Annotated in this window: 23 protein-coding genes; 8 read left to right on the top strand and 15 right to left on the bottom strand. The window is 66.4% G+C overall.

Annotated elements, in window-relative coordinates:
- Positions 1–134 precede the first annotated feature (134 nt).
- Together AC07YR_RS11340 and AC07YR_RS11335 are read left to right on the top strand one after the other, a co-directional pair.
- Complete coding sequence (locus AC07YR_RS11340; protein ID WP_494733994.1) at positions 135–4073, top strand: Pls/PosA family non-ribosomal peptide synthetase; 3939 nt, start codon at positions 135–137, stop codon at positions 4071–4073.
- Between the two features lie 51 nt (positions 4074–4124).
- Positions 4125–5492, top strand: a complete 1368-nt coding sequence (locus AC07YR_RS11335) for a M1 family metallopeptidase (protein ID WP_436057229.1) — start codon at positions 4125–4127, stop codon at positions 5490–5492.
- A gap of 10 nt (positions 5493–5502) precedes the next feature.
- Here AC07YR_RS11335 and AC07YR_RS11330 read toward each other — a convergent pair whose 3' ends face one another.
- From AC07YR_RS11330 to pheS, 3 genes are read right to left on the bottom strand one after another with little or no spacing between them, the layout of a single operon-like run.
- Positions 5503–6183, bottom strand: a complete 681-nt coding sequence (locus AC07YR_RS11330; RefSeq protein WP_494733983.1) for a 4'-phosphopantetheinyl transferase family protein — start codon at positions 6181–6183, stop codon at positions 5503–5505.
- Between the two features lie 40 nt (positions 6184–6223).
- Positions 6224–8767, bottom strand: coding sequence for a phenylalanine--tRNA ligase subunit beta (gene pheT, locus AC07YR_RS11325; protein ID WP_494733982.1), 2544 nt, complete (start codon positions 8765–8767; stop codon positions 6224–6226).
- 2 nt (positions 8768–8769) lie between these two features.
- On the bottom strand, positions 8770–9831 hold the full coding sequence (gene pheS, locus AC07YR_RS11320) for a phenylalanine--tRNA ligase subunit alpha (RefSeq protein ID WP_028271917.1): 1062 nt from the start codon (positions 9829–9831) through the stop codon (positions 8770–8772).
- A 277-nt stretch (positions 9832–10108) separates the two neighbouring features.
- On the opposite strand from pheS, the gene AC07YR_RS11315 reads away from it, so the two are divergent.
- Positions 10109–10669, top strand: coding sequence for an eCIS core domain-containing protein (locus AC07YR_RS11315; protein WP_494733981.1), 561 nt, complete (start codon positions 10109–10111; stop codon positions 10667–10669).
- A 1-nt stretch (position 10670) separates the two neighbouring features.
- Positions 10671–11315, top strand: a complete 645-nt coding sequence (locus tag AC07YR_RS11310) for an SIMPL domain-containing protein (RefSeq protein ID WP_436057225.1) — start codon at positions 10671–10673, stop codon at positions 11313–11315.
- A 63-nt stretch (positions 11316–11378) separates the two neighbouring features.
- On the opposite strand, the gene pcp is transcribed toward AC07YR_RS11310, so the two are convergent.
- Positions 11379–12029, bottom strand: coding sequence for a pyroglutamyl-peptidase I (gene pcp / locus AC07YR_RS11305; RefSeq protein WP_436057224.1), 651 nt, complete (start codon positions 12027–12029; stop codon positions 11379–11381).
- A 78-nt stretch (positions 12030–12107) separates the two neighbouring features.
- Between pcp and AC07YR_RS11300 the strand changes: the two genes are divergently transcribed.
- Positions 12108–13241, top strand: a complete 1134-nt coding sequence (locus AC07YR_RS11300; RefSeq protein WP_494733980.1) for an Rv2578c family radical SAM protein — start codon at positions 12108–12110, stop codon at positions 13239–13241.
- A gap of 120 nt (positions 13242–13361) precedes the next feature.
- Here AC07YR_RS11300 and AC07YR_RS11295 read toward each other — a convergent pair whose 3' ends face one another.
- The 4 genes from AC07YR_RS11295 to AC07YR_RS11280 form a co-directional block, all read right to left on the bottom strand.
- Positions 13362–14165: a MetQ/NlpA family ABC transporter substrate-binding protein gene (locus tag AC07YR_RS11295; protein WP_494733979.1), complete on the bottom strand. Its 804-nt coding sequence runs from the start codon at positions 14163–14165 to the stop codon at positions 13362–13364.
- 86 nt (positions 14166–14251) lie between these two features.
- Positions 14252–14953, bottom strand: a complete 702-nt coding sequence (locus tag AC07YR_RS11290) for a methionine ABC transporter permease (protein WP_055798287.1) — start codon at positions 14951–14953, stop codon at positions 14252–14254.
- Entirely contained in the window at positions 14950–15930 is a 981-nt protein-coding gene (locus AC07YR_RS11285) for a methionine ABC transporter ATP-binding protein (protein WP_436057221.1), read from the bottom strand. The genes AC07YR_RS11290 and AC07YR_RS11285 overlap by 4 nt, the downstream gene beginning before the upstream one ends.
- A 159-nt stretch (positions 15931–16089) precedes the next feature.
- Positions 16090–16542: a (deoxy)nucleoside triphosphate pyrophosphohydrolase gene (locus AC07YR_RS11280; RefSeq protein WP_055798293.1), complete on the bottom strand. Its 453-nt coding sequence runs from the start codon at positions 16540–16542 to the stop codon at positions 16090–16092.
- A gap of 179 nt (positions 16543–16721) precedes the next feature.
- On the opposite strand from AC07YR_RS11280, the gene AC07YR_RS11275 reads away from it, so the two are divergent.
- On the top strand, positions 16722–17933 hold the full coding sequence (locus AC07YR_RS11275; RefSeq protein WP_494733978.1) for an MFS transporter: 1212 nt from the start codon (positions 16722–16724) through the stop codon (positions 17931–17933).
- 62 nt (positions 17934–17995) lie between these two features.
- On the opposite strand, the gene AC07YR_RS11270 is transcribed toward AC07YR_RS11275, so the two are convergent.
- Positions 17996–18913: a cation diffusion facilitator family transporter gene (locus AC07YR_RS11270; RefSeq protein ID WP_436057219.1), complete on the bottom strand. Its 918-nt coding sequence runs from the start codon at positions 18911–18913 to the stop codon at positions 17996–17998.
- A gap of 230 nt (positions 18914–19143) precedes the next feature.
- Between AC07YR_RS11270 and AC07YR_RS11265 the strand changes: the two genes are divergently transcribed.
- The gene (locus tag AC07YR_RS11265) at positions 19144–19410 is read left to right on the top strand and encodes a GlsB/YeaQ/YmgE family stress response membrane protein (protein WP_043480193.1); all 267 of its coding nucleotides are present in this window, start codon (positions 19144–19146) and stop codon (positions 19408–19410) included.
- 90 nt (positions 19411–19500) lie between these two features.
- Here AC07YR_RS11265 and AC07YR_RS11260 read toward each other — a convergent pair whose 3' ends face one another.
- From AC07YR_RS11260 to infC, 4 genes are all read right to left on the bottom strand, one after another.
- Positions 19501–20397, bottom strand: coding sequence for a TrmH family RNA methyltransferase (locus AC07YR_RS11260; protein WP_494733977.1), 897 nt, complete (start codon positions 20395–20397; stop codon positions 19501–19503).
- A gap of 47 nt (positions 20398–20444) precedes the next feature.
- Positions 20445–20903, bottom strand: coding sequence for a 50S ribosomal protein L20 (gene rplT / locus AC07YR_RS11255; RefSeq protein ID WP_028271928.1), 459 nt, complete (start codon positions 20901–20903; stop codon positions 20445–20447).
- 118 nt (positions 20904–21021) lie between these two features.
- On the bottom strand, positions 21022–21216 hold the full coding sequence (gene rpmI / locus AC07YR_RS11250; RefSeq protein WP_009358635.1) for a 50S ribosomal protein L35: 195 nt from the start codon (positions 21214–21216) through the stop codon (positions 21022–21024).
- Positions 21217–21332: 116 nt separating this feature from the next.
- Complete coding sequence (infC, locus tag AC07YR_RS11245) at positions 21333–22511, bottom strand: translation initiation factor IF-3 (RefSeq protein ID WP_494733993.1); 1179 nt, start codon at positions 22509–22511, stop codon at positions 21333–21335.
- 288 nt (positions 22512–22799) lie between these two features.
- Between infC and AC07YR_RS11240 the strand changes: the two genes are divergently transcribed.
- The gene (locus tag AC07YR_RS11240) at positions 22800–23198 is read left to right on the top strand and encodes a DUF1844 domain-containing protein (RefSeq protein ID WP_055798310.1); all 399 of its coding nucleotides are present in this window, start codon (positions 22800–22802) and stop codon (positions 23196–23198) included.
- 177 nt (positions 23199–23375) lie between these two features.
- Here AC07YR_RS11240 and AC07YR_RS11235 read toward each other — a convergent pair whose 3' ends face one another.
- On the bottom strand, positions 23376–24677 hold the full coding sequence (locus AC07YR_RS11235) for an MFS transporter (protein WP_494733976.1): 1302 nt from the start codon (positions 24675–24677) through the stop codon (positions 23376–23378).
- 58 nt (positions 24678–24735) lie between these two features.
- A complete protein-coding gene (locus AC07YR_RS11230) occupies positions 24736–25635 on the bottom strand; it encodes an SseB family protein (protein ID WP_494733975.1) in 900 nt (299 codons plus the stop codon).
- Positions 25636–25644 lie beyond the last annotated feature (9 nt).

Below are 25644 nucleotides of genomic sequence, written 5' to 3'. Positions count from 1 at the left end.
CTCCTGATCCGGTAAACAGGACGTGAACCTCCGGCGAACTGCGACACCTTCTGTTCATCTTGTGCGGCAAGAATCACCCTGTGACTGACCTACCGCAAGTTCCCGGAACAGCGCCGGCGCCAGAGACCGGCCCCCTGGAAGGACGCGCAGCACGTCCCGGCGTCCGGAACGTGTATCTGCCGCAGTTGCCGGGCGGCGCCGCGGCGCCGCCCGAGCGGACGCTGATCGACATCCTCGAGGCCACCGCCCGCACGTATCCGGAGGCCTCGGCCCTGGACGACGGCCGCCGGCGCCTGAGTTACGTCCAGCTGATGGCGGAAGTCAGGGCCACTGCGCGTGAGCTCCATCTCGCGGGCCTCGGCGCCGGTGACAAGATCGGCGTCCGGATTCCCTCCGGCACCAACCGGCTCTACGTGTCGATCCTGGCCATCCTGCTGATCGGGGCGGCGTACGTTCCCGTGGATGCCGACGACCCCGATGAGCGCGCCAAGCTGGTGTTCAGCGAGGCCCGGGTCGCCGCCATCCTCCGGGCGGACGGCGAGATCGTCGCGGACACCAAGCGTCCCCGGCCGTTCCCGGATCCGCGGAAGCCGCAGGCCGACGACGACTCATGGGTGATCTTCACGTCCGGCTCCACAGGTACGCCCAAGGGTGTCGCGGTTCAGCACAGGTCTTCGGCTGCGTTCGTGGACGCTGAGGCCCGGATCTTCCTGCAGGACGAACCCATCGGCCCCCACGACCGGGTCCTGGCCGGACTATCCGTGGCGTTCGACGCTTCCTGCGAAGAGATGTGGCTGGCCTGGCGCTACGGAGCCTGCCTCGTCCCCGCCCCCCGGTCGCTGGTCCGGACCGGAATGGACCTCGGCCCGTGGCTGATCAGCCACGGCATCACCGTGGTGTCCACGGTGCCCACCCTCGCCGCACTGTGGCCGGCCGAAGCTCTGGAGAACGTGCGGCTGCTGATTTTCGGCGGCGAGGCCTGCCCTCCTGAACTCGCCGAGCGGCTCGCCGTCGACGGCCGGGAAGTGTGGAACACCTACGGACCAACCGAAGCCACCGTGGTGGCCTGCGCGGCGCCGCTGGGCACGGGGCCCGTCCGGATCGGCCTGCCGCTGGACGGCTGGGACCTTGCCGTGGTTGATACCGGCGGCGTTCCGGTGGCAGAGGGCGAAGTGGGCGAGCTCATCATCGGCGGCGTGGGGCTGGCCCGGTACCTCGACGCCGCCAAGGACGCGGAAAAGTACGCGCCGATGCCGTCCCTCGGCTGGGCCCGGGCGTACCGGTCCGGAGACCTCGTCCGCTACGAAGCGGCCGGCCTGGTGTTCATGGGGCGCGCGGATGAACAGGTGAAACTCGGCGGCCGGCGCATCGAACTCGGCGAGATCGACGCCGCGCTGCAGGCACTGCCTGACGTTGCCGGCGCAGCGGCGGCGGTCCGCACGACGGCGGCCGGGAACCAGATCCTCGTCGGTTACCTTGCGCCTGCCGGCACCGCGGAAATCGACCTCGCCGCCGCCCGTGAACGGCTTGGGACCAGCCTTCCGGCGGCGCTCATCCCCCTCCTGACCGTGGTTGAGTCCCTGCCCACCAAGACAAGCGGAAAAGTTGACCGCCACTCCCTTCCCTGGCCGTTGGCAGGAGCCGGGGCGGCCGACGCGGACAACGCCCCGCTGAACCTGCCGGACGACGCCCGCTGGATCGTGGAGCAGTGGGGCAGCGTGCTGGGAACCCCGGCGTCGAGCCTGGATGCGGACTTCTTTGCCCACGGCGGAGGATCCCTGGCCGCTGCACAGCTCGTGTCCGCCCTCCGCGCCCGCTACCCCACCGTCACGGTGGCCGACATTTACGCAACACCCCGGGTGGGCGCGCTCATCGATGCCGCCCGGCAGTCCTTGCCCGAGGGGGCTGCCGGGCCGGCGCCGGAACGGAACGTCCGCCCCACGGCACTGAAATCGCAGGTCTTCCAGACGCTGTTGGGTGTCCCGTTGCACATCCTGGTGGGCATGCGCTGGCTGACTTACGTGATGGTGGCCAACAACCTCCTGGCGGCCTTTGCCGGCTTCACGGCGGCCCCGGTTGTTTCCTGGTGGTGGGTGGCAGCGTCGTGGCTGGTGTTCGTGAGCCCGGCCGGGCGGATGGCCCTCTCGGTCCTGGCCGCCAGGACCCTGCTCCGGCGCGTGGTTCCGGGGACCTACCCCAGGTCCGGCAAGGTACACCTGCGGCTGTGGCTGGCGGAGCAGATCCAGGATCTGTCCGGCGCCATCAGCCTGGCAAGTGCCCCCTGGGTGCCCTACTATGCGAAGGCCCTCGGAGCGAAGATCGGCAATGATGTCCAGCTGCACTCGCTGCCGCCGGTCACCGGCATGCTGTCGCTGGGGCGCGGCAGCAACATCGAGCCGGAAGTGGACCTCTCCGGCTGGTGGATCGACGGTGATACAGTCCACATCGGCCAGGTGCACGTTGGAGCGGGCGCGACTGTGGGCGCCCGCAGCACGCTCATGCCCGGAGCCAGTATCGGCGCCGGGGCGCAGGTCGAGCCGGGATCGGCGGTCCTCGGAAAGGTCAAGGCCGGGCAACTGGTGTCCGGATCCCCCGCCGAACGGATCGGCAAGGCCAAACAGGCATGGCCGGACACGCCCCCGTCGCATGCGCTGATCGGACGGCTATGGTTCGCGGCGTTCGCTGCAGCCTCAGCCGTGCTGGCCACTATCCCCTACCTGTCCGCTGCCGCCGGGGCATTCGTGGTGTTCCTGTTCATCCGCGGCAGCGAATCGCTGGTGGCCGCCCTCCCCCTGGTCCTTGCCTCGCTGCCACTGGCGGCGCTCATCTGGTTCGCCACCAACCTCCTGCTGATCCTTGCCACCACCCGCCTGCTGGGCGTCGGACTCAAGGAAGGCTACTACAGGGTGCGGAGCCGGATCGGCTGGCAGGTCTGGGCTACTGAACGCGTCCTGGACCTTGCCCGGGATGTCCTGTTTCCCATCTACGCCAGCCTTTTCACCCCGGTCTGGCTCCGCCTGCTGGGAGCCAAGGTGGGCAAGAACGTGGAGGCCTCCACCGTCCTCCTGCTCCCCAAAATGACAACCGTCGGCGAAGGCGCCTTCCTCGCGGACGACACCATGGTGGCCTCCTACGAACTGGGCGGCGGCTGGATGAGGATTGCCCCCGCCAAGATCGGAAAACGCTCCTTCCTGGGCAACTCCGGGATGACGGGTGCGGGACGAAGCGTGCCCAAGAACTCGCTGGTGGCCGTCCTGTCCGCCACTCCTGCCAAAGCCAAATCAGGCACCTCCTGGCTGGGCAGCCCCCCGGTCCGGCTGCGCCGCACGGCCATCGCCACCGACAACACCCTGACTTTCCAGCCGCCGCTGCGGCTGAAGCTGGCACGCGCCCTATGGGAGCTCTGCCGGTTCATTCCCGTCGTGCTCACCGTCGGCCTGGCCGCCGGTGTCATGCTCGCGTTCGACGGGCTCGCTTCGGCGTGGGGCTACGGTATCGCGGCGCTTCTGGGCGGCATCGTGGTCCTCATCGCAGGTGCCACAGCCGCTGCCAGCGCGGTGGCCGCCAAGTGGCTGCTGGTGGGCAGGATCAAGCCCGGCGAGCATGCCTTGTGGAGTTCCTTCATTTGGCGGAACGAAGTGGTGGACACCTTCATCGAAATGGTGAGCGCACCGTGGTTCGCCCGCTCGGCCTCGGGTACTCCGGCCCTCGTGTGGTGGCTGCGCGGACTCGGCGCGAAGATCGGCCGCGGCACGTGGTGCGAAAGCTACTGGCTGCCGGAAGCGGACCTTGTCACGCTGGGCGAAAGTTCAACGGTCAACCGCGGGTGCGTCGTCCAGACCCACCTTTTCCACGACCGGATCATGAGCATTGACACTGTTACGCTCGAAGACGGAGCCACCATGGGACCACATGGCGTCATCCTCCCGCGGGCACGCATCGCGAAGGGCGGCACGGTGGGCCCGGCATCCTTGGTCATGCGCGGGGAAACAGTTCCGGCAGCGACGTATTGGATGGGCAATCCGGTCAGCCCCTGGGCGGGCCCGGCAGTGCCGGCACGGCGGCTCAAGTAGCTCCAGCACGGCCAACCCGGCTCCGATCATCCGCAATACGAAGGCCAGTTCATGAGTTTTGCAGCACCAGCCGGCCACGGCGGCACACGCCGGCCGGACGAGCCCTCCGGCTCCCCTGATCCCTACATCCCCGGGCACGGCACGAACGCCTACCGGGTCACGCGGTACGAGCTGGACCTGGACTACAAGCTGGCCAGCAACCGGCTGAGCGGCCGCGCCGTCCTGCACGCGGAGGCGGACCGGGCGGCGTCGGCCGTTGTCCTGGACCTCGCAGGGCTGCGCGCCGTCAAGGTGTCGCTGAACGGCAAACGCGTGCGCAGGTTCAGCCAGCGGGCCGAGCAACTGGTGATCGTTCCCGACGCGGCCCTGCTCCCGGGCGACCGCTTCACCCTCGACATCCGGTATGAAGGAAATCCTTCTCCACGGCGCGGACTCTGGGGTGAAGTGGGCTGGGAGGAACTCACCGACGGAGTGCTGGTGGCGGGCCAGCCCAACGGCGCCGCCTCCTGGTTTCCCTGCAACGACCATCCGCAGCACAAGGCCAGCTACAGGGTCGCCGTCACCACGGACGCCAATTACCGGGCAGTCTGCAACGGCCTGCTGATTTCCCGAAAATCAGGCTCCAGCCGTGAAACCTGGACCTACGAGCAGGCCGAACCGATGGCCACATACCTCGCCACTGTGCAGATCGGCCGGTATGACCTCCTGACCCTGGATACGACGTCGGTTCCGGGCAGCGTCCCCCAGCATGTGGCAGTGCCCGCCGCCCTGGCCGACGCGGCCCGCCGGGGACTGGCACGCCAGCCGGAGATGATGCGCACCTTCGTCAACAGCTTCGGCCCCTATCCCTTCCAGGAGTACACGGTGGTGGTGGCAGAGGACGAGCTCGAAATTCCGCTCGAAGCCCAGACGCTGTCCATCGTGGGCCCCAACCATCTCACCCCGGACTGGAACGCGCAGCGGCTGATCGCCCACGAACTGTCCCACCAGTGGTTCGGCAATTCCCTGACCGTCGCGTCCTGGCGGGACATCTGGCTGCACGAAGGGTTCGCGTGCTACGCGGAGTGGATCTGGTCCGAGGCGGCCGGAGTCATGAGCGTTGCGGACCGCGCCGCGGCCGCCTGGCGGAAGCTCGACGCCGGGAGCCAGGACCTCACGGTCGGTGACCCCGGACCCGAGCTGATGTTCGATGACCGGGTGTACAAGCGCGGCGCCCTCGCACTGCACGCGCTCCGGATCCGGTGCGGCGACCTCGCCTTCTTTGCGCTGCTGCATGACTGGGCAGCAAGCAACCGCCACGGATCCGTCTCCACCGCCGGGTTCATCCAGACCGCGGACCGTGTGGCCGGAATCGATTCAGAAACCCTGCTCCACCCCTGGCTGTTCGAAGAGCCGCTGCCTGCCCTGCCTGTGCGGTAGGGCCGCCACTTCATCCGAGGGCGACGGCGGCCGCCAGCCCGTCCGGCAGCCCCGACTCGGCGGAGGCCAGGTCCCGGACATCTGCCCGGTCGAGCACGTCAAGAGTCTCCGGCGGCCGTCCCAGGCCCTCCCCGGTCATCTTCAGGAAAGCCTCCTTGCGCGCCCACAGCCGGGCCCGCTCACTCAGCAGGGCGCTCCCTTGCAGCGGTGCCAGGGACCGGTGCTCCGCCGGGGTCAGCGCCACGGCATCGAAGCCGTCAAAGTCCAACCGCCGCGGATCCTCGGCGTCAACGCCCAGCCGCTGCCCCGGCCCGGGCTCCGCCACGGCCGCCAGCAGGGTCCAGCCGGCAGCCCGGGACAGGCTCAGCAGCAGGGGCGCCGGCGCTCCGTCCAGTTCGTAGCCGGGCCTCCCGTGGGTGACGCCGGGACCGCTGCCGCACCGCGGGCAACTGTAACGGGATGTCAGGTCCTGGGCACGCACGCCCAGCAGTTCCGCGGCGAACCGTCGCTGGGCCACCCGGGCCGCGAGGAAGTCCTGCCGTGGCACGGGCATCATGGCGCGGGCACGCTCCAGCTCGGGCGGGTCCAGGAACCGCAGGGCATCGCGTTCCAGCTCGGCTGCCGCCGGTGCTGCGTCCTGCCCGGGGACGCGAAAGGGCGGGCAGGCACGCACAACAAGGTGTGATGCCATGGCCCGCCCTTCCGGTCTTAGCCTTGAACGCTGAGCGGTTCTAGCGCTGAACGGCCCCGAAGCGCTCGGCTGCCACGGCAACGGCGCTCTCCCGGGCGGCTGATGCTTCGTCCGCCGTAAGCGTCCGGTCCGCGGCACGGAAGCGGAGGCCGAAGGCCAGCGACTTCTTGCCGTCCTCGATGCCCTTTCCTGCGTACACGTCAAAGAGTGCCACGTCTTCCAGCAGCTCGCCGGCACCCTCGCGGAGGGCGGCCAGGACGTCGTCAGCCGGGATCTCCTTCGGAACCACCAGGGCAACGTCCTGGGTGGCCACCGGGAAGCCGGAAATGTGCTTCGCGACGATGACGTCGGCTGCCGCTTCGAACAATGCGTCGGCGTTGAACTCGAGCGCCACCGAACGTGCCGGCATGTCGTGCGCGGCCAGCAGCTTGGGGTGCAGTTCACCGGCGTAGCCCACTACGTCACCGGAGCGCAGCGAGAGTTGGGCTGTGCGTCCCGGGTGGTAGGCCTGGTGGTGACCCTGGCTGACCACGATTTCGACGCCGAGGACGTCTCCGGCGAGGCGGGCAATGTCCACGGCGTCGGCCCAGTCCCAGGTACGCGGCGTGTGGGCGGCGGCAGCGGGCGAGTCGTGGCCCGTCAGGACCGCTGCGATATGCAGCGGCTGGTCCGGGACGCCGTCGTACAGGGCATCCAGCACCTCATCGGAGGGCTTGACGCCGAGCGGCGGGATGGACGGCGTGCCCACCGTGTCACCCGGCAGGAACACCAATCCGGCTTCGAAGACGGCCAGGTCGCGGAAGCCGCGCGAGTGGTTGCGCTTGGCCACCTCGATCAGGCCGGGAAGGATGGACGTCCGCAGGTAGCCCTGTTCCTCGCTGATCGGGTTGGCCAGCTTCACGGCCTTGCGCTCTGCACCCTGCTCGGCCACGCCAAATGTGTCATTGGCGGCCTTGGACACGAACGGGTAGGCCAGCACCTCGGTGAGGCCGGCATCGGCCAGGGCCTGGACCAGGCGGCGCCGCTGCTGCTGTACGCGCGTCAGGCCGCGTCCCGGGGGTGCCACGGGGAGCGTCGCGGGGATCTGGTCGTAGCCCACCAGCCGGGCGATTTCCTCGGAGAGGTCCTCTTTGGTTTCGAGGTCGTTCCGCCAGCTCGGGGCAGTGACCGTCCAGCCGGCGTCGTTCTTCACCACGGCAGCGCCGAGGTCCTCGAGCGAGGTGACGATCTGCTCTTCGGTGAAATCGATGCCGATCCGCGCTGCCGCGAAAGCCGCCGGCAGTTCAATGGTGACGGCGTCAGGCGCCGTGCCGACATCGGTGCCGGCGTCGTCGGCAGTGCCGCCGGCCAGCTCCACCAGGAGGTCAACCACGCGCTGCGCGGCGATGCCGGCAACCTGCCAGTCGACGCCGCGTTCGAAACGCTTGGACGCTTCGGAGGGCAGCTTGTGCCGGCGGCGGGAACGGCTAATGGACACCTCGTCAAAGTGCGCCGCCTCAACCAGGACGTTCGACGTCGAATCGCTGACCTCCGTGGCAGCGCCGCCCATAACGCCGGCGATGCCGATCGCTCCGGAGCTGTCGGTGATGAGGAGGTCCTCGACGTCGAGCTTGCGCTCCTTGTCGTCCAGGGTGGTGATCTTCTCCCCCGCCACGGCCCGCCGGACCACGATGTCGCCGGACAGCTTGTCCAGGTCATAGCAGTGCGTGGGCTGGCCGAGTTCCAGCATGACGTAGTTGGAGATGTCCACCGGCAGCGAGATGGAGCGGATGCCCGCCAGCCTCAGGCGCGAGACCATCCACGGGGGCGTCGGCCTGGTGGCGTCTACGCCGCGGACGGTGCGGGCCACGAAGCGGTCGCAGCCCGGCTTGCCGTAGATGGGAGCGTCGTCGTTGAGCTTGACGCCGTAGCCGCCGGCCAGTTCAGCCGGTGCCTGCACCTTTGACGCCGGGTCCGTGAAGGAGGTGCCGGTGGCGTGGGCGTATTCGCGGGCAACACCGCGGATGGAGAACGCGTAGCCGCGGTCCGGGGTCACGTTGATCTCGGCGGCCTGGTCGTAGAGGCCCAGGAGTTCCATGGCGTCGGTCCCGATTTCCGGGTCCAGGCCGATGCGGGACAGCACCAGGATGCCGTCGTGGTCCTCGCCGATGCCCAGCTCGCGGACGGAGGCGATCATGCCGGCGGACAGGTGGCCGTACGTCTTCCGCGCTGAGATGTGGAAGTCTCCGGGCAGCACGGCGCCGGGAAGGGTCACGACGACCTTGTCACCTTCCACGAAGTTGTGGGCGCCGCAGATGATGCCCTGGACACCGGAGGGGTCGATGCCCTGGCCGGTGAGGGTCTGCTCCTGGCCCTCGGGGACCACGCGGACCTGGCACCAGTTGATGGTTTTGCCGTTGGTCTGCGGTTCCTTGACCAGGCTCAGGACCTGGCCCACCACTACGGGACCGCGGAGCGCGTCCGTGGGGCGGTGGACCGCTTCTTCTTCAAAACCGACCTTGACCAGTTCTGCCATGACGTCTTCGGCCGTTGCTCCGGCCGGTACCTGCGCGAACTCACGCAGCCAGGAAAGTGGGATACGCACTGTTAGATCTCCATCCCGAAGTGCTCGCTGAAACGTACATCGCCTTCGATCATGTCGCGCATGTCGCCCACCTCGTTGCGGAACATGAGGGTGCGCTCGATGCCCATGCCGAAGGCAAAACCTGAATAGACGTCCGGATCGATTCCGGCGGCCCGGAGGACGTTGGGGTTGACCATGCCGCAGCCGCCCCACTCGATCCAGCGCGGACCGCCCTTGGCGCCCGGGTGCCAGATGTCCAGTTCCGCGGACGGCTCGGTGAACGGGAAGTAGTTGGGGCGGAGGCGGATCTGGGCCTCGTCGCCGAACATCTGCCGGGCAAAGTGCTCCAGCGTGCCGCGGAGATCCGCCATGCTCAGCTTCTTGTCGATGGCCAGGCCCTCGAACTGGTGGAACACGGGTGTGTGTGTGGCGTCGAGTTCATCGGTGCGGAACACCTTGCCCGGGCACAGCACGTAGATGGGCACTTCGCGCTCCAGCATGGAGCGGACCTGCACCGGCGAGGTGTGCGTGCGCATCAGCAGGTGGGCCTCGGGGGGCTCCACAAAGAAGGTGTCCTGCATTTCGCGGGCAGGGTGGTCCGGCTTGAAGTTCAAGGCATCAAAGTTGAACCACTCGGATTCGACCTCGGGGCCTTCGGCAATCTCCCAGCCCATGCCCACGAAGATGTCCGCCACACGGTCCTGCAGCGTGGAGAGCGGGTGGCGCGCACCGGCTCGGCGGCGGCGCGGAGCGGCCGTGACGTCGACGGTCTCTTCGACGAGGATCCGTGCGTCGTTTTCAGCTTCGAGCTCGGCTGTACGGTCCGCGAGCGCCTTGTTGACGCGTCCGCGGGAGGCGCCCATGAGCTTTCCGGCGGCGGCCTTCTGGTCCTTTGCCAGGCCGCCGATTTCGCGGTTGGCAAGGCTCAGCGGTGCCTTCTCGCCCGTGTGCGCCAGCCTCACGGCCTTGAGCTCGTCAAGGGTGGAGGCAGCGGCAATGGCGGCAACGGCGTGGTCTACGGCGGCAGTAATGGCGGCTTCATCCAGAGGGTTCGGGATGGCGGCGCCCGGCAAAGTTTCAGTCATCTACTGTTCTTAGCTACGAGTCGGGTCTCGCCAGCGAGCTGTCCAGCTGCATTCGGGTCCACCGGCAGCGTGTCCGTCACTGGCTTGTCGTTCCGCACGGCCCTTCAGGGGCCGCGTGAAGTGACAAAGGGCAGGGCTCGCCGGTATTCGTCCGGCGGGCACTCTCCCCCAGTCTAGTTGAAGGCGCAACCCTGAACGCGCCAGAGCACGGACGTGACGCCCCCGCAGGCGGGTGGTAGGAGGGACGCGGATTACCGCCTCCCGCTACCATGGCCTCATGACCTCCGGACAGCGGCTTCGGCAGATCGCCAACGTGCTGAATGCAACGACTCTCCTGGGCCTGTTGCTGGCCAGGTGCGCCGGGACGGCTGTGCGCCCCGGTCCGGGCGGCCTGCTGATCGCCACGGGCTACCGGTGGCGGCTCCCCTTCGCCCAGGCGTTCACGGTGGGCAACGTGGTGCTGTTCCGGGCGGAGGCGCCGGAGGCGCTGTCCAACAAGCTTCTGCTGGGCCACGAGGAGCGGCACAGCAGCCAGTACGCCTGGTGCCTGGGCCTGCCGTTCCTGCCGCTGTATTTCATCGCGGCCGGGTGGTCGCAGCTGCGGACGGGCAACCCGGGGTCCGCCAACGTCTTTGAACGCCTCGCCGGGCTGGAGGCCGGCGGTTACATGGACCGGCACGTCCGCGAAGCGGGCAATGCACCGGACACCAAAACGGACGGCCGCCGGGCGGTTCACCGTCCGTTGGGCAACCGTACGTGGGGCAACCGCTCGTTAGGCAAAGGCAAACCAGGCAAACGCCGCAAGGGCAACGCCGCTCCCGATGGAATTGAGGCTTGAGATGACCGACATCGCCAGGACCGTCACAGTAACCGGCTCCGGAACTGCCGAAGCTGTGCCGGACCTACTGACCGTCTCCATCGGCGTGGAGTGCCGCCAGGAGGACGTGGGCGCTGCGTATGCGGCAGCAGGCAGGGCCTCGGCCGCGATTTCGGCGGTCCTGCGTGAGCACGGCGTCCCGGACGCGGACATCAGCACCTCGGGCCTCAACGTCCGGGCGGACGTGGTGTGGAAAGAGGGCCAGGGCCAGACGGTGACGGGGTACGTTGCATCAAGCGTCCTGGCGGTGCGGCTCCGCGATGTTCCCGGTTCCTCGGACGTCATCTCAGCGGCCGTGGCCGCGGGCGGCAACGATGTCCGGCTGAACGGACTGGAGCTCGGGTTCGCAGATCCGGCCGCAGTCACGGCGCATGCCCGCGAAGCCGCCTGGCAGGATGCCCTCGCCACCGCCACACAGTTTGCCTCGCTGGCCGGCACCGAACTCGGACCGGTTGTTTCCGTCACCCAGCAGCCCGCGGCGTCGGCTCCGATTCCGGTGGCGAAGATGCAGCGCGCCATGGCCACAGACTCCGTAGGGATCGAGGCCGGGCAGTCGAGCGTGTCGGCGACAGTGGGCGTCGTCTGGGAGCTTCGCGACCGCAGCTAGCGCCGCGGCCGGCGAGCGCAGCGGCAGGTTAGCGGACTGTGCCGGGTTAGTGGACTGTGCCGGTTAGTGGACTGTGCCTGCGGACAGCTTGAGGTCCGCCGTCGTGGCCAGGGCGGTACGGACGACGACGGCGAGCGCCTCCGCCATCACGGCTGAGGGCAGCGACGGAGTACCGCTGCCTTTGGGAACCTGCCCGGTCTCATACGGGACATGAACGAAGCCGCCCCGCGTTGCGGAGGCGCCGGTTCCGGCGTTCAGCGAGTGCATCAGGGCGTAAAAAATATGGTTGCAGACGTAGGTGCCGGCGCTTTGGGAAACCTCGGCCGGGATCCCGGCGGTTCGAAGTGCCCCCAGCGCAGCCTTCACGGGCAGTGAGCTGAAATAGGCTGCCGGGCCGCCGGGGACCACTTCCTCGTCCACGGGGCGGTTTCCGGCATTGTCCGGGATGCGGGCGTCGTCGCAGTTGATGGCGACCCGCTCCAGGGAGATCCGAGGCCGTCCGCCGGCCTGGCCGACGCAGACAACAAGATCAGGGCTATGGCGCCGCAGGGCATCCTCCAGCACCGTGACGGATTGCCCGAACACGCACGGGAGTTCCAGGGCAGCGACGGCGTGGCCCTCCGCCTTCAGGATTTCCGAAGCGGCCGCTGCGGCGGTCCAGGACGGGTTGGTGGTTTCGCCGCCGAACGGTTCGAACCCGGTCAGGAGAATCATGGGCCCAGCGTAGCAAGACCACCCGCACGGGTGGACCGGGCCTTGACTTATATTCGAACATACCTTCGAATAGTAACCATGAGATGGGACGCACAAGCACTCCGGCCGGCGCCTGCGGGCAACAACGCAGACAACAGCGCAAGCAACGCGACAGCAGCCGCCCCAGCCGTTGACGCGTTGCTGCCGCTGGCCGGGCTCGTGCGTTCCGTCTCAACCCCCGAATTTGCCGGGGTCACATTCCATGAGGTCACCGCTAAATCGGTGCTCAACAAAGTGGCGGCCGGTTCCCGCATGCCCTTTGAATGGACCGTTAATCCCTATCGCGGCTGCAGCCATGCCTGCGTCTATTGTTTTGCCCGCAAGAGCCACACCTATCTGGACTTTGATGCCGGCCTGGATTTTGACAGCCAGGTGGTGGTTAAGATCAACGCTGCCGACGTCCTGCGGAAGGAACTTGCCAAGCCTTCCTGGGGTCATCACCACGTGGCCCTGGGCACCAACACGGATCCATACCAGCGCGCCGAGGGCCGCTATCAGCTGATGCCCGGAATCATCCGCGCGCTTGCCAATTCAGGAACGCCGCTGTCCATCCTCACCAAGGGGACCCTGCTGGCCAGGGACATCCCGCTGCTGAAGCACGCCGCCGCACAGGTGCCGGTCGGGATCGGGATTTCGCTGGCCATGACGGACGAGCAGCTGTCCGAGGCAGTCGAGCCCGGCACGCCGGGACCCAGGGCGCGGCTCAAGCTGGTCTCGAGGCTGCGTGAAGCCGGCTTGCCGTGCGGCGTCATGGCGATGCCCATCCTGCCGTGGCTTTCCGACAGCGACGACGCCCTGGACTCACTCTTTGGTTCACTCGCCGCGGCAGGCGCTACGGGTGTCACGGCCGGAGCCCTTTACCTGAAGCCGGGAACGCGTGAGTGGTTCATGCAATGGATCGCGGCCCGACACCCCGAACTGGCGGGCCGTTACCGCAGGCTGTACGGCACAGGGTCCTATGCATCCAAGGAATACCGCGAATGGCTCGCAGGTCGGATCCGCTACTTCAAGGCCCGGCACGGCTTTTCCGGTTCGCACGGCTTCAGCCACCGCGACCTGGCCCAGGACGCCAGGGACGAAGAAGCACAGTATCCGGCCGGCAGCATGCCCGAAGCCCGTACCGGCCCGGGCGCGAATTCCGTTGTGGGATCCGCGCAGCCCACGCTGTTCTGACCGCGCACTCCAACCCTGCGGGCTAAACGCTTCCGGCTCCGGTCCTGCCATGGGCAGGGCCGGAGCCGGAGTGCTTTCCTGAGTGTCCAGGACGGGTTGCGTGGCCGGAATGGCTGGCGGTTAGCTTGCCGGGATGACCAGGCCCTTGAACTTCGTGTTGATGAAGTCCTTCATCTCCTGCGAGGTCAGGATCTTGAACAGCTTCTGCACGCGCGGGTCGTCCTTCATTTCAGCCTTGACCGCCAGGACGTTGTAGTACGCACTGTCCTTGCCCTCCACGAGCAACTGCTTGTCGGCGCTCAGCCCGGCGGGCAAGGCGAAGGCCAGCGTAACGATCGCGGCGTCCTTGTCATTGAGCGCCTGCGGAAGGCTGGCGTTCTCGATCTCGGTGAACTCCAGGTTTTTCGGGTTCGCCTTGACGTCCTTGAGCGTGATCGGGTTTTCGGTGACTTCAATGAGCCCCTTCGACGCCAGCAGTTTGAGGGCGCGGGACTCGTTGGTGGGGTCGTTGGGGATCGCCACCGAAGCGCCGTCGGGAAGGGCATCCAGGCTGGCGATGTCGTTGGAGTAAAGGGCCATCGGGGGCAAATAGACCTTGCCGACACTCACGAGGTTCTTGCCGGAAGCCTTGTTGTAGGTTTCCAGGAAGGTCGAATTCTGGAACAGGTTGGCGTCAATGTCGCCGTCGCTTACAGCGGGGTTCGGCGTGTTGTAGTCGCTGAACTCCTTGTACTCCACCGTGAGGCCTTCCTTGGGGGCGAGTTCACGCTGGACGTGCTTGAGCATGTCGCCGGCCGGAACCGCCAGGGCACCCACCTTGATGGTTTCGGCGGATCCGGCGGAGCTGCCGGCGCCGCAGGCAGACAGAGCGAGTATGGCGGCTAATCCGGTTGCGGCGGCTTTCAGGACGTGTGATCGGAACATTGGAACTCTTTCGCGGAATGGATCATGTGGGGGAAATGAAGCATGAGGGAGCACCGTCGCGGTTCTTACCGCCGGGTGAAGAGCCGCTATCGGTGCGACAGGCGGCGTGCGGCGAAGTTGCCGAGCGACTGGAAGACCTGCACCAGCAGGATCAGCAGGATCACTACACCGAACATGTACTCGGGGCTGTAACGCTGATAGCCGTAGCGGAAGGCAACGTCGCCCAGTCCGCCGCCGCCAACGGCGCCCACCATGGCGGAGTATCCGATCAGTCCGACGACAGTGGTGGACAGCCCGAGCGCCAGGGCAGGAACGGCCTCGGCCACCATCACCCTGGTCAGGATGGTCCACCGGGTGGCACCCAACGATTCGGCGGCTTCGATCAGCCCCCGGGGAACTTCGCGGATGCCGATCTCCACGAGGCGAGCGAAGAAGGGGATGCCGGCGATGGTCAGCGGCACGATAGCGGCTGTTGCGCCGATGAAGGAGCCCACCAGCAGTCGGGTGAAGGGAATCAGCAGGATCATCAGGATGATGAACGGGATGGACCGGCCAATGTTCACTGCCACGTCCAGCAGGCGGTTGATGACCGTGCCGAGGATCCTGCTGCCGAACGGCTTGGCGAGGAGCCCGCCGGGCTCGGTGGTCACGAGGAGGACACCGGCGGCCAGGCCGAACACCACCGTGAACAGCAGGCTGAAGCCAACCGTGTAGAACGTCTCGCCTGTGCCCTTGAGTATCGTCTCGAACAGGTCCCGCCAGAAGTACGGGTCGTCGCGGTCGATCATTTAATGACCTCCACAAAGAGTCCCTGGGTGCGAAGGTCGGCCACTGCAGCGGCAACCGCCGATGCTTCGCCCGGAAGTTCCAGCCGGGTGCGGCCGGTCTGCCGGCCATGGATGGTTTCCACGGCCGCGCCGAGGATCCCGACGTCGATGCCGTGCCGGCGGGCGAGCCGCGCAATGACCGGACTGTCGGAGGTGGCTCCGGTGAAGGTGATTTCGATGATGGTGTTGTCCGTTTCCGGTATGTCGCCGAGCGGGAAGAGCGCGTGACCCAGCAAGGACTTCTCGGTGGTCAGCAACTGCTCCACGGGCCCCTGTTCCAGGACCCTGCCCTCGCTCATGACGGCGGCCGCGTCGCAGATGCGCTTGACCACGTCCATTTCGTGCGTGATGAGCAGGACCGTGAGGCCCATGTCCTTGCTGAGCTGCCGGATGAGGTCCAGGATCTGGGTGGTGGTTTCGGGGTCCAGCGCGGAAGTTGCCTCGTCGCTGAGCAGAACGGATGGCTTGGATGCCAGCGCGCGGGCAATCCCGACCCGCTGCTTTTGGCCGCCGGACAGCTGTGCCGGATACGCGGCCGCTTTGCCGTGGAGTCCCACCCGCTCGAGTATTTCCAAAGCCTGTGACCGCCGCGCGGCGCGCCCCACTCCGGTAATTTCGAGGGACAGCTCCACGTTGGCCTGCACGGTCCGGCTGCTGAGCAAGTTGAAATGCTGGAAGATCATGCCGATGTTGTGCCGCGCGGTGCGCAGCCCGGCACCGGTCAGGCAGGTGACGTCGCGGCCGTCCACCACGACAGATCCGGAATCCGGGCGCTCCAGCGAATTGATGGTGCGGATCAGGGTGCTCTTGCCGGCACCGCTTTGGCCGACGACGCCGAAGATCTCACCGCGCCCGACTGTCAGCGAAACGTCGTCGAGCGCACGGACCGCCGTCTCACCGGAGCCGTAGCTCTTCGACACCCGTTCTACGGAAATCATGGGGCTCCCTGTGATGGCTCAAAATCCTCGCGGAACGATTGTCCGCAAAAGCGGGTGCGGACAACGTCCGCACCCAACCTAAGAATTCTGCCAAGAAGCCATAGAGCGCGCCCAATCCGAATTTATTCCGCCGAAACGGGTTTCAGCACTCGGATAATTTCACGAATCCAGCGGAAGCCGCTCTGAACCGGCAACCGCGGCCAGCAGGGCCCGGACAATCGGGAAATCCGCCGGGATCCAAGGGAGGGTGAGAGCTTCGTCACTTTCCGCCAGGCTGATCCAGCGCAGTTCGTCGTGGTCTTCAAGCGGGCGGGGCTCGCCGTCCGCGATCTCGGCAAACCAGACGCGCATGGCGGCTTTGGAGTTGAGCGGCCAGCCCGCAGCGGATTCCGCCAGCAGCTCAGCGCCCAGCCGGACGCCGATGCCCAGTTCTTCCCGGAGCTCGCGGTGCAGGGCGTCTTCGGCAGCTTCGAGCGGCTCCACCTTGCCGCCCGGGAACTCCCACATCCCGGCGAACTGGGGAGGCGCCGTCCGGCGTGCCACCAGGAGCCGGGCCGGGGCGCTCAGGGAATCCACAACAGCTCCGCCAACAACATTGATCAGTCCAGTCACCGCAACAGTCTATGGGGGACAATGGTGGTGGCAGGTTCCGCCAGCGTCGTCCCCGAACGGCAGTCACCCAAATACGGCGACCCGGAATACGGCCCCCTCCCCCGTCGTTGCAGTAATCAGATTTTATGCTTCGTGCTGACTAAATCCCCCATGAACCAGACCTTTCGAAAAGCAGGCCAATGACCTCCACGCCCACCCTCAGCCCCGCCAAGCCGAAGGCCGGAACCCGCCACCTCGCCTTGGCCATCGTGTCCCTCGCGATGGGTGGTTTCGGTATCGGCGCCACTGAATTCACCATGATGGGGCTGCTCAAGGAGGTGGAACAGGGCCTGAACATCGGCACTCCCGAGGCCGGCCACCTCATCTCGGCCTACGCGCTCGGCGTCGTGATCGGAGCGCCGCTCCTGGCAGCCGTCGGTGCCAAGCTTCCCCGCAAACACCTCGCACTGGGCCTCATGCTGTTCTTCAGCCTCGCCAATCTCACCTCGTTTATCGCTCCGGACTACGGCACCATGCTCGTGTCCCGGTTCGCGGCCGGCCTGCCTCACGGAGCGTTCTTCGGCGTGGCGGCCGTCATTGCCGCTTCACTGGTTGCGCCGACGAAGCGGGGATGGGCGATTTCCATGGTGATGGCCGGATTGACCATCTCAAACGTCGTCGGGGTTCCATTCGCCACCTGGCTCGGCCAGGCGTTCGGCTGGCGCCTGCTGTTTGTGCTCGTCGGTGTGATCGGGCTGGCTACCCTTGCCATGCTCTGGAAGTTCGTCCCGTTCCAGGAAGCGCACCCGGACGCCAGCATCCGGCGGGAACTTGGCGCCCTGAAGCGGCTCCAGGTGTGGCTCGCCATCCTCATCGGCATTGTGGGTTTCGGTGGGTTCTTCGCCACGTACACCTACATCGCGCACACCATGACGTCCGTGGCGGGAATCCCGGCGTCGTTCCTCCCCCTGGTGGTGGCCCTCTACGGACTGGGCATGGTCGCCGGCAACATCGTGGGCGGCCGCATCGCGGACAAGTCAGTGATGGGCACCATCTATTGGGTCCTGCCCGGAATCGCCGTCGCCCTGGTGGTGTATGCCGTGGCCGTCCACTGGCCGTGGTCCGCTTTTGTGATGGTGTTTGTGGTGGGCGGTGCCGGCTCACTGCTGGTGCCCGCCCTGCAGACCCGGCTGCTCGATGCCTCCCCCGACGCCCCGTCGCTGGCATCCTCGCTGAACCACGCAGCCCTGAACGTTGCCAACGCGCTCGGCGCCTTCCTCGGCGGCCTGGTCATCGCCTGGGGCTGGGGCTATGTCGCACCGGCACTCGTCGGCGCCGTGCTGGCGGTTCTGGGACTTGGCGTTGCCGTAATCAGCGGCCTGCTGGAACGCAAAAGGCCGCTGGTCTCCTAGCCTGCCCCAGGCAGGTTTCGGTCCAGCGGCCCCGTGCGGGCGTTCAAACCCCGCAGCGCGTATCAGACGTGAACACGCTCCACGTCGGGTTCAAGGTAGATGACCCGCGCGATGGGCACGGCTTCGCGGATCCGGCTTTCGGCGTCGTCGATCACCGTGGCGATCTCCGCGCCGGTGGCGGCGGCGCCGACGCTGATCTTGGCCGCCACCAACAGTTCTTCCGGACCCAGGTGCAGGGTCTTCAGGTGGATGATCCTGGTTCCGTCGGCCTCCAGCGCGGTGCTGATCCTGGCGACGTCCGCCTTGGTGGCCGATTCCCCGAGCAGCAGCGACTTGGTTTCCAGGGCAAGAACGATGGCGATGGCAACCAGCAGGAAACCGATCATCGCGGTTCCCAGGGCGTCCCAGATGCCGTCGCCGGTAATCAGCGTCAGGCCCACACCGAACAGCGCGAACACCAGGCCCAGCAGCGCACCCAGGTCCTCCAACAGGATGACGGGGAGCTCCGGCTGTTTGGCGTTGCGGACGAAGTGCACCCAGCTCTGCTTGCCGCGGATGTGGTTTGACTCAATGATTGCCGTCCGGAACGAGAAGGACTCGGCGATGATCGCCCCGATCAGCACGGCCAGCGGAACCCACCAGAAGTCGCCCTCGATGGCATGCGGGTGCTGAATCTTCCCCCACGCCTCGTACAGTGCAAACAGGCCGCCCACACTGAACAGCACAATCGACACGATGAACGCATAGATGTAGCGCTCGCGTCCGTAGCCAAAGGGGTGCTCGGGGCTTGCGGCACGCTTGGCGCGCTTGCCGCCCACCAGCAGGAGGATCTGGTTGCCGGAGTCGGCGACGGAGTGGATGGCTTCGGCCAGCATGGACGACGACAGCGTCAGGATGAAAGCGACGAACTTCAGTACAGCGATGGTCAGGTTTGCAGCCAGAGCCGCGACGATCGCCTTGGTACCGCCATTTGCAGCCAAGTGAGCTTCACCTCTTCAGGAATTGCCGGAAAATTGCAGGTGCGATCACCGCGCAATGCTGATGCCCGCAAGGAATACGCTACCTGCCCGCCGCTCCCGGACACACCACGGGTCACAGCGGATGACACCAAAAACATTGAAACTAAGCCTGCTGACAAGGAAACACACCTGTGTTAGCTTGAACATAATCGGGACCCGTAGTGAGTTCCGACGATTATGTAGGAGGAGACATGGGCTTTCTTGGCTGGATCATTCTCGGACTCATTGTAGGAGCAATCGTCAAGGCAATCATGCCTGGTAAGGTCGGCGGCGGCTGGGTCACCAGCCTCGTGCTTGGTGTTGTCGGCGCCATCGTCGGCGGCTGGATCGGCGACCTGTTGTTCGGCGGCGGCAAAATGGAATTCTGGAACCTCGGTTCCTGGCTTCTCGCCATCGTCGGCGGCCTCGTAGTAGCCGGCATCTACGGATTCATCACCGGCCGCAGCAAGACCACATAATTTCACCCACCACCGCTGAGGGCACGCAGGTGCCTGAAAGTGAAGATTACGACGGCGGGGCCCACCGGAAGGCGGGCCCCGCTTTTTCGTTCAGGCCCGCTTCTGCGAACGCGCACTTGCGTAAAGGCACACCGTGGCCGCGGTGCCGACGTTGAGGCTTTCCGCGGCCCCGTAGACCGGGACGGCCACACGGTGGTCCGCCAGCGCGAGTTCAGCCTCGGACAGTCCCTGGGCTTCGTTGCCGAACAACCAGGCGGTGGGACGTTCGAGCTCGTACGCGGAGGCGGTGCCGGAGGCGCCCAGCCGTCGGGCCGCGTTTTCGTCCTGGAGCTGGTCAAGGTCCAGCTGGCCGTATCCGTCGGCGGCCAGGATGCCGATGCCGCGTTCGCGGCAGGCGGTGGCCAGGTCGGCGAGGTCCGTTCCCAGCACCACGGGGAGGTGGAACAGTGAGCCAGCGGTGGAGCGGACAGCCTTGGGGTTGTAAATGTCCACGCTGGAGGCTGTCAGGACTACGGCGTCGGCGCCGGCGGCATCGGCTGCCCGCAGTACTGTGCCCGCATTTCCGGGGTCCCGCACCTGGCACAGTACGGCGATCAGCCGGGGACCGGCATCGAGCACTGCGTTAAGGTCCACATCCACAAAGGCGCAGACGGCGATGATGCCCTGGGGATTGACGGTATCCGCCATCGCGGCAAGTACCTCGTCGGTAGCGAGCCGGGCGTTGACGCCCTGGGCAAGTTCATCAAACTCGGGATAGCGGTCCAGGCAGCTCTCGCTCGCGAACACTTCCTGGACCACACCAGGCTCCCCCGCGGCAGTCCTCTTCTGGTGGAGCACCAGGGCCTCCCGGACAGCCTGCGGGCCCTCGGCCAGGAACTGCCCGCGCTTTAAACGGGCCGGGCGCCCTGCAAGCTTTGCCACATCCCGCACCCGATCAGCTCGGGGGTTGGAGAGTGGAAAGTCTTGCGGGCGCCCGGTTTCGTTCATATAAGAACTTTAGTGGCTATTGCCACTGGTCCTTGAACGGAGGAATGCTACTTGGCAGCCTTTTCGGCGGCCGGCTTCTTTGCAGCCTTCGCCTTGGGAGCCTTTGCCTTCGGGGCGGCATCGTCCGAGACGGCCGGCGCGGAAGTGTCAGCAGGCAGCGAGTCCTTGGCGATCTGTACCAGCGCAGCAAAGGCGTTGGCGTCAGAAACAGCAAGTTCGGCCAGCATACGGCGGTCAACCTCGACCTCAGCGGCCTTCAGGCCCTGGATCAGACGGTTGTAGGTCAGGCCGTTGGCGCGGGATGCAGCGTTGATACGCTGGATCCACAGGCGGCGGAAGTCGCCCTTCTTCTTTTTGCGGTCGCCGTAGCTGTACACAAACGAGTGCAGCAGCTGCTCTTTGGCCTTGCGGTACAGGCGTGAACGCTGTCCACGGTAGCCCTTTGCGCGCTCAAGGATAACCCGGCGCTTCTTGTGGGCGTTGACCGCCCTCTTCACACGTGCCACGTGCGTACTCCTTCGAAAATCTGATCCCAAGCATCTACTGCCGGAACAACCGGCTGGCCTGAGAAGCCTTTTTGGTAGTTGACCGCTGCCAGGTGGCAACAGTCAGAGAACTTGGAACTTAGATGCCGAGCATCTTCCGGATGACCTTGGCGTCGCCCTTGAAGACGATCTTGTCGCCGGCGAGGCGACGGGTCAGCCTGGAGGATTTGTGCTCGAGGTAGTGGCGGCGGTTGGCCTGCTGGCGGCGCAGCTTGCCGCTGCCGGTCAGCTTGAAGCGCTTCTTAGCACCACTGTGGGTCTTCATCTTCGGCATGGGAACCGATCTCCTTACGTATCCGCAGACAAGTCTGCAGTCTTTCGTGCAGCCACCCCTGCGGGCGGCGTGCTGGTTGCTTGCTGTGCTCGGGCGATGCTTCGCACAGCTTTGAACTAGTTAGTCTTCTTGCTGCCCGGTTTGGGAGCAGCAGGCCGTGCTGCAGGCTTGGGTGCCGCAGGCCGTGCTACCGGCTTGGGCGGCGGCGCAGGTACTCCGGCCGGCTTCGGCGCCACAGGGGCAGCCTCTGCGGGCTTCGGTGCAACCGGTGCCTTGGCCACAGCGGGCCTGCTTACCGCAGGACGCGGTGCTGCCGCTGCCCTGGGGGCTTCGCGCTTCGGTGCTTCCTGCTTCGGTGCTTCCTTGACGGGCGCTGCCTGCTTCGGAGCTTCCTGCTTCGGTGCTTCCTTGACGGGCGCTGCCTGCTTCGGAGCTTCCTCAGCCGGAACTTCCAGCTTCGGCTCTTCCTTGACCGGCGCTTCGGCTTCCGGGGCCGCAACCGTTTCTGCAGGTGCCTCGGCGCTGGTTGAAGCCGCAGCCTCAGTGCTCGCCTCGGGTGCTGCTTCTTCAGTCGTTACGGCAAAACCCTCAGGAAGCAGGTCCGCAAGGGACTGCGTCATGGCGGGCTGGTCGCGGCTGACGTCCACCCGGCCGGTGGCCTTGGCTTCGTTCTGGGCCTTGGCCTCTGCGCGCTGCGTCGCACGGCGAGCTTCAGCCTTGGCCTCAGCCTTGTTCTTCAGCGGACCAACAACCATGACCATGTTGCGGCCGTCGATGCGGGGGCTGGACTCGACAACGCCAACTTCGGCGACATCGTCGGCGAAGCGCTGGAGCAGGCGGATGCCCATTTCCGGACGCTGCTGCTCGCGGCCGCGGAACTGGATCATGGCCTTGACCTTGTCCCCGGCGCCGAGGAAGCGGAGGGCGTGGCCGCGCTTGGTCTCGTAGTCGTGGGTGTCGATCTTCAGCCGGAAACGGATTTCCTTCAGAACCGTGTTGGTCTGGTTCTTCCGGGCCTCGCGTGCCTTGACGGCGGCTTCGTACTTGTACTTGCCGAAGTCCATCAGCTTGCACACCGGAGGCTTGGCCTGCGGTGCAACTTCAACGAGATCAAGGTCGGACTCGGCAGCCAAACGCAGGGCGTCCTCAATACGGACGATTCCTACCTGTTCACCTGCAGGGCCGACCAGCCGCACCTCGGGGACGCGGATACGCTCATTGATTCTTGGCTCGCTAATGTTAGAACTCCTGTGGTTGAGATGAGTACTCCACCGGCAAATAGAGAAGGCCCCCAATTGCCGGAGCAATCGAAGGCCTCGAAGATCGGATGTACACCGCCTCCGGGGAGGCTGTACGCGTTCCACGCAACTGACGCTGCTGTGGACCGCCCGACCAGGTACCCGGCAACCTTGCTTCCGCGGGAAATTGCTTCCGGGAAAACGGCTGACGCGGGTGGGAGAGAACTCCGCTTGCAAACTGAAAGTCAATCCTACCGAAGGAACCCCAAAAACTGCACATTGGCAGTTACGAGTTTCACATAGCAAAATAACGACATTCAGTCGGTCTGTGACAAGCTTACCAGTATGAGCACTTCAGACAGTAATTCACACGTTTTCGAGCCCGCCTCCGGTCAGCGGGACGGCCAGGAGCAGGTCTCGCAGCAGATCCGGGACATCTCCGAGGTTCCCGCCATCGAGGTCATCACCACCGCCGCTGTGCACCTGATGAGCGCGTCGGCCGTCAAGCTCGGCCTTGCCGCCGAGGACAATGCCGAGGAGCTCAAGGACCTGGACGAGGCCCGCAAGCTGATCACCGCGCTGGCCGGACTCGTGACTGCTGCCGCGCCGGAAATTGGTTCCCAGCACGCCGGTCCGTTGCGCGACGGACTGCGCTCCCTGCAGCTGGCCTTCCGCGAAGAGTCGATCATTCCTGACGCCCCGGGGAAGGGCCCGGGGGAAAAGTACACCGGCCCGGTCAACTAGGCGCTAATTTAGGCTTTTCACCGGCATATCGACGGCGGCGTGCGGACCAATCGGGTCTGCCCGCCGCCGTCGTCGTTTGAGTCCCGTCGGTTGAGTCCCGTCGTAAGAGATCCGCGTTGTCGTATCTGACCGGTGGCCTCAATCCTTCCGCCGGGTCAGGCGGGCTCCTGCCCCGCGCTAGGTGAGCAGGCCGCGCCGGCGGCGATGGCGCAGCAGCACCAGGCCGAACAGGCAGAGGACAACGCCCGCCGCACCCACCGAGACAAAACCGGCGGACGGTCCGATTCCGTCAATGAAAACACCGGCCAGCGGAGCGCCGAGGGCCACCCCGGCAGTCAGCGCAGATCCGTACCAGCCCATGGCCTCTCCGCGGCGGCGCTCCTCCACGAGCTCGGCCACTTTTTCCGAGGCAGAGGAAAGGACCGGCGCGCACAGCAGCCCGGGCAGCAGCGAAAGCAGGCACAGTGTCAGCGTGTCCCGGGCGAAGCCCATCGGGATGGTGAGGGCGGCCATGCCAAGCAACAGGATAATCGGGGAAACCGGCCGGTGCATGGCGCCGTAAAGGAGCCCGCCGACCACGGAAGCCGCGCACCAGAAGACAAAGACCAGGCCAATCTCCGCCTGGTGCCCGCCGGTTTCCAAAGCGGCAACAATTCCCACGTCAGTGCCGCTGAGGACCATTCCGGCCCCGGCGGCCACAGCGAAGACCGCTGCCACCGCGGCGGTGAACCAGGCAAAGTTGTGTGCCACCCTGTGACGCAGCTCCAAGCGGCGGAGCTCACTGGACGCCACCGGAGCAAGTTCGGCAGCAGCCTCCTGCAGGTGTGCCGGAGCCGCCGCGACGACCGCCACTTCCGCGCCTTCCTGCTGGTCCGTTTCGTACTCGTCATCCGGCACTGCGCTTCGCGTGGGCGGGTTGAACCACATCAGGAACAGGCCGGCCACGGACGTGCACACACCCACAACCGTCAGTCCGGCAACCGAGTAACCGGCGGTAGCCACAATGGCGCCGGCCGCAGGGCCGAGCATGAAGACCAGCTCCGTGGCGATCGCATCCAGCGCGAAGGCCGTCCGCCGCTGCTCGCCGCTTGCCAGCACGCCCAGCGACTGGCGCACCACGCTGAAGATTGGCAGCGTGAGGAGTCCCCCGACGAACACCAGCGCCAGCAGCCACTCATAGGAGACGTGCGGCACCACGGACCAGATGACGGTCTCGGAAACGACCGAGGGAATCAGCGCCTTGCGAAGACCGACGGTATCCACCCGGCGACCGCGCCAAGGGGCCCCGACGGCGATGCCAATGGTCATTACCGCTGCCGCGGCACCGGCGGCGGCATACCCCTCGCCCAGCGTGAGGACGATGTGCAGGGTCAGCAGTACCCCGGCCGCCGAATGCGGTATGCGGGCTATCATTCCGACGGTCAGCAGTAGCCTGATGGGCCTGACTGCAAGGAGCTCCTTGTAAAGAGCGAAATTCACGGGCTATGTCCTTCATCCTGCCGACGACAGGACGAGGATGTGTCCCGTCTACCGTCAGCTACTCGGCTGCGCGCAGCAACTTTACCTCTATCGAGTCAACCCGCTCGGCGAAGACCGCATTCCGGGACCACCCGGCATTGAGTCCGGACACAACTGCCTGGACACCGGCAGCATCCAGGCCGTCGGCCAGGTACAGCACGACACGAAGCTCCGGCCCCGGACCGCCGCCGGGGACAACGGCACCGCCGGCTGTTGACGACGCGACGCCGCCGCCCGGCTCGAGCTCCACGCGCCTTACTGGCGGATAGCCTGCCGCTGCTTCCGCCATTGCGCGTGCAAGCTCCGGGTCTGCGTAGGACGGCAGCCACTCCTGCTGCTGGGCGAGAGCCCAGACGGCCGGCCGACGGACAACGAACGTGTACTCGGAACCCGGGTCCAGCACCAGGAGTTCGGCGCCTTCGGCCACCGCGGACAGTGCGGCCCTCGCGGCATAGACAGCCACGGGCCGGGCCTGCGGGTGCCACGCTTCCAACGCCGTTGCCGACGTGAAGACGGGAAGGGCGGTCCGTCCGTCCGGTGCTTTCAGCGTTACGAGCGCCATGTCCGCCTGCTTATCCCCGTGAAGCGGGTCGGCGTGCGTCCCGTGGTCGCTTTCTTCGGCCAGCCGGGCAACGATCGGAACAAACACCCGGGCAGTGGCCAGGGATGCCACCACGGCAGCCTCGTCGCCGGCAGCGGAGCGCAGGGCGTCAACCGCGGCGAGGTAACCGGCATCGGCCGTGCCGTCGTCGTCCTCGAAGTTGTGGATCTTCGCATCCTCGCCGGCGAGGCTGCGGCCGGCCCAGGGCTGGCCGGCGGAATCCGTGGCCCCGCCTGAGCCGGCAAGCGCAGCGGCGATGTGGCCGGGCAGCTGCCGGGGTGCCGGGGGTCGCTGTTCCGCTGGAGGTCGCTGATCCATAGTGGTTGC

This window comes from Arthrobacter sp. GW460-12-1-14-TSB2 (assembly GCF_059423525.1).
Note: the sequence above shows the minus strand (reverse complement) of the source record. Positions and strands in the feature narration are given on the sequence as shown.

Bases quoted from the DNA above. Each gene is read 5' to 3' on its own strand.
- AC07YR_RS11335 (WP_436057229.1), top strand. From the start codon at position 4,125: ATGAGTTTTGCAGCACCAGCCGGCCACGGCGGCACACGCCGGCCGGAC.
- AC07YR_RS11290 (WP_055798287.1), bottom strand. From the start codon at position 14,953: ATGATCGACCGCGACGACCCGTACTTCTGGCGGGACCTGTTCGAGACG.
- AC07YR_RS11260 (WP_494733977.1), bottom strand. From the start codon at position 20,397: ATGAACGAAACCGGGCGCCCGCAAGACTTTCCACTCTCCAACCCCCGA.
- AC07YR_RS11230 (WP_494733975.1), bottom strand. From the start codon at position 25,635: ATGGATCAGCGACCTCCAGCGGAACAGCGACCCCCGGCACCCCGGCAG.
- AC07YR_RS11310 (WP_436057225.1), top strand. From the start codon at position 10,671: ATGACCGACATCGCCAGGACCGTCACAGTAACCGGCTCCGGAACTGCC.
- rpmI (WP_009358635.1), bottom strand. From the start codon at position 21,216: ATGCCGAAGATGAAGACCCACAGTGGTGCTAAGAAGCGCTTCAAGCTG.
- AC07YR_RS11295 (WP_494733979.1), bottom strand. From the start codon at position 14,165: ATGTTCCGATCACACGTCCTGAAAGCCGCCGCAACCGGATTAGCCGCC.
- pheS (WP_028271917.1), bottom strand. From the start codon at position 9,831: ATGACTGAAACTTTGCCGGGCGCCGCCATCCCGAACCCTCTGGATGAA.
- AC07YR_RS11240 (WP_055798310.1), top strand. From the start codon at position 22,800: ATGAGCACTTCAGACAGTAATTCACACGTTTTCGAGCCCGCCTCCGGT.
- AC07YR_RS11300 (WP_494733980.1), top strand. From the start codon at position 12,108: ATGAGATGGGACGCACAAGCACTCCGGCCGGCGCCTGCGGGCAACAAC.
- AC07YR_RS11275 (WP_494733978.1), top strand. From the start codon at position 16,722: ATGACCTCCACGCCCACCCTCAGCCCCGCCAAGCCGAAGGCCGGAACC.
- pcp (WP_436057224.1), bottom strand. From the start codon at position 12,029: ATGATTCTCCTGACCGGGTTCGAACCGTTCGGCGGCGAAACCACCAAC.
- AC07YR_RS11265 (WP_043480193.1), top strand. From the start codon at position 19,144: ATGGGCTTTCTTGGCTGGATCATTCTCGGACTCATTGTAGGAGCAATC.
- AC07YR_RS11330 (WP_494733983.1), bottom strand. From the start codon at position 6,183: ATGGCATCACACCTTGTTGTGCGTGCCTGCCCGCCCTTTCGCGTCCCC.
- AC07YR_RS11285 (WP_436057221.1), bottom strand. From the start codon at position 15,930: ATGATTTCCGTAGAACGGGTGTCGAAGAGCTACGGCTCCGGTGAGACG.
- AC07YR_RS11315 (WP_494733981.1), top strand. From the start codon at position 10,109: ATGACCTCCGGACAGCGGCTTCGGCAGATCGCCAACGTGCTGAATGCA.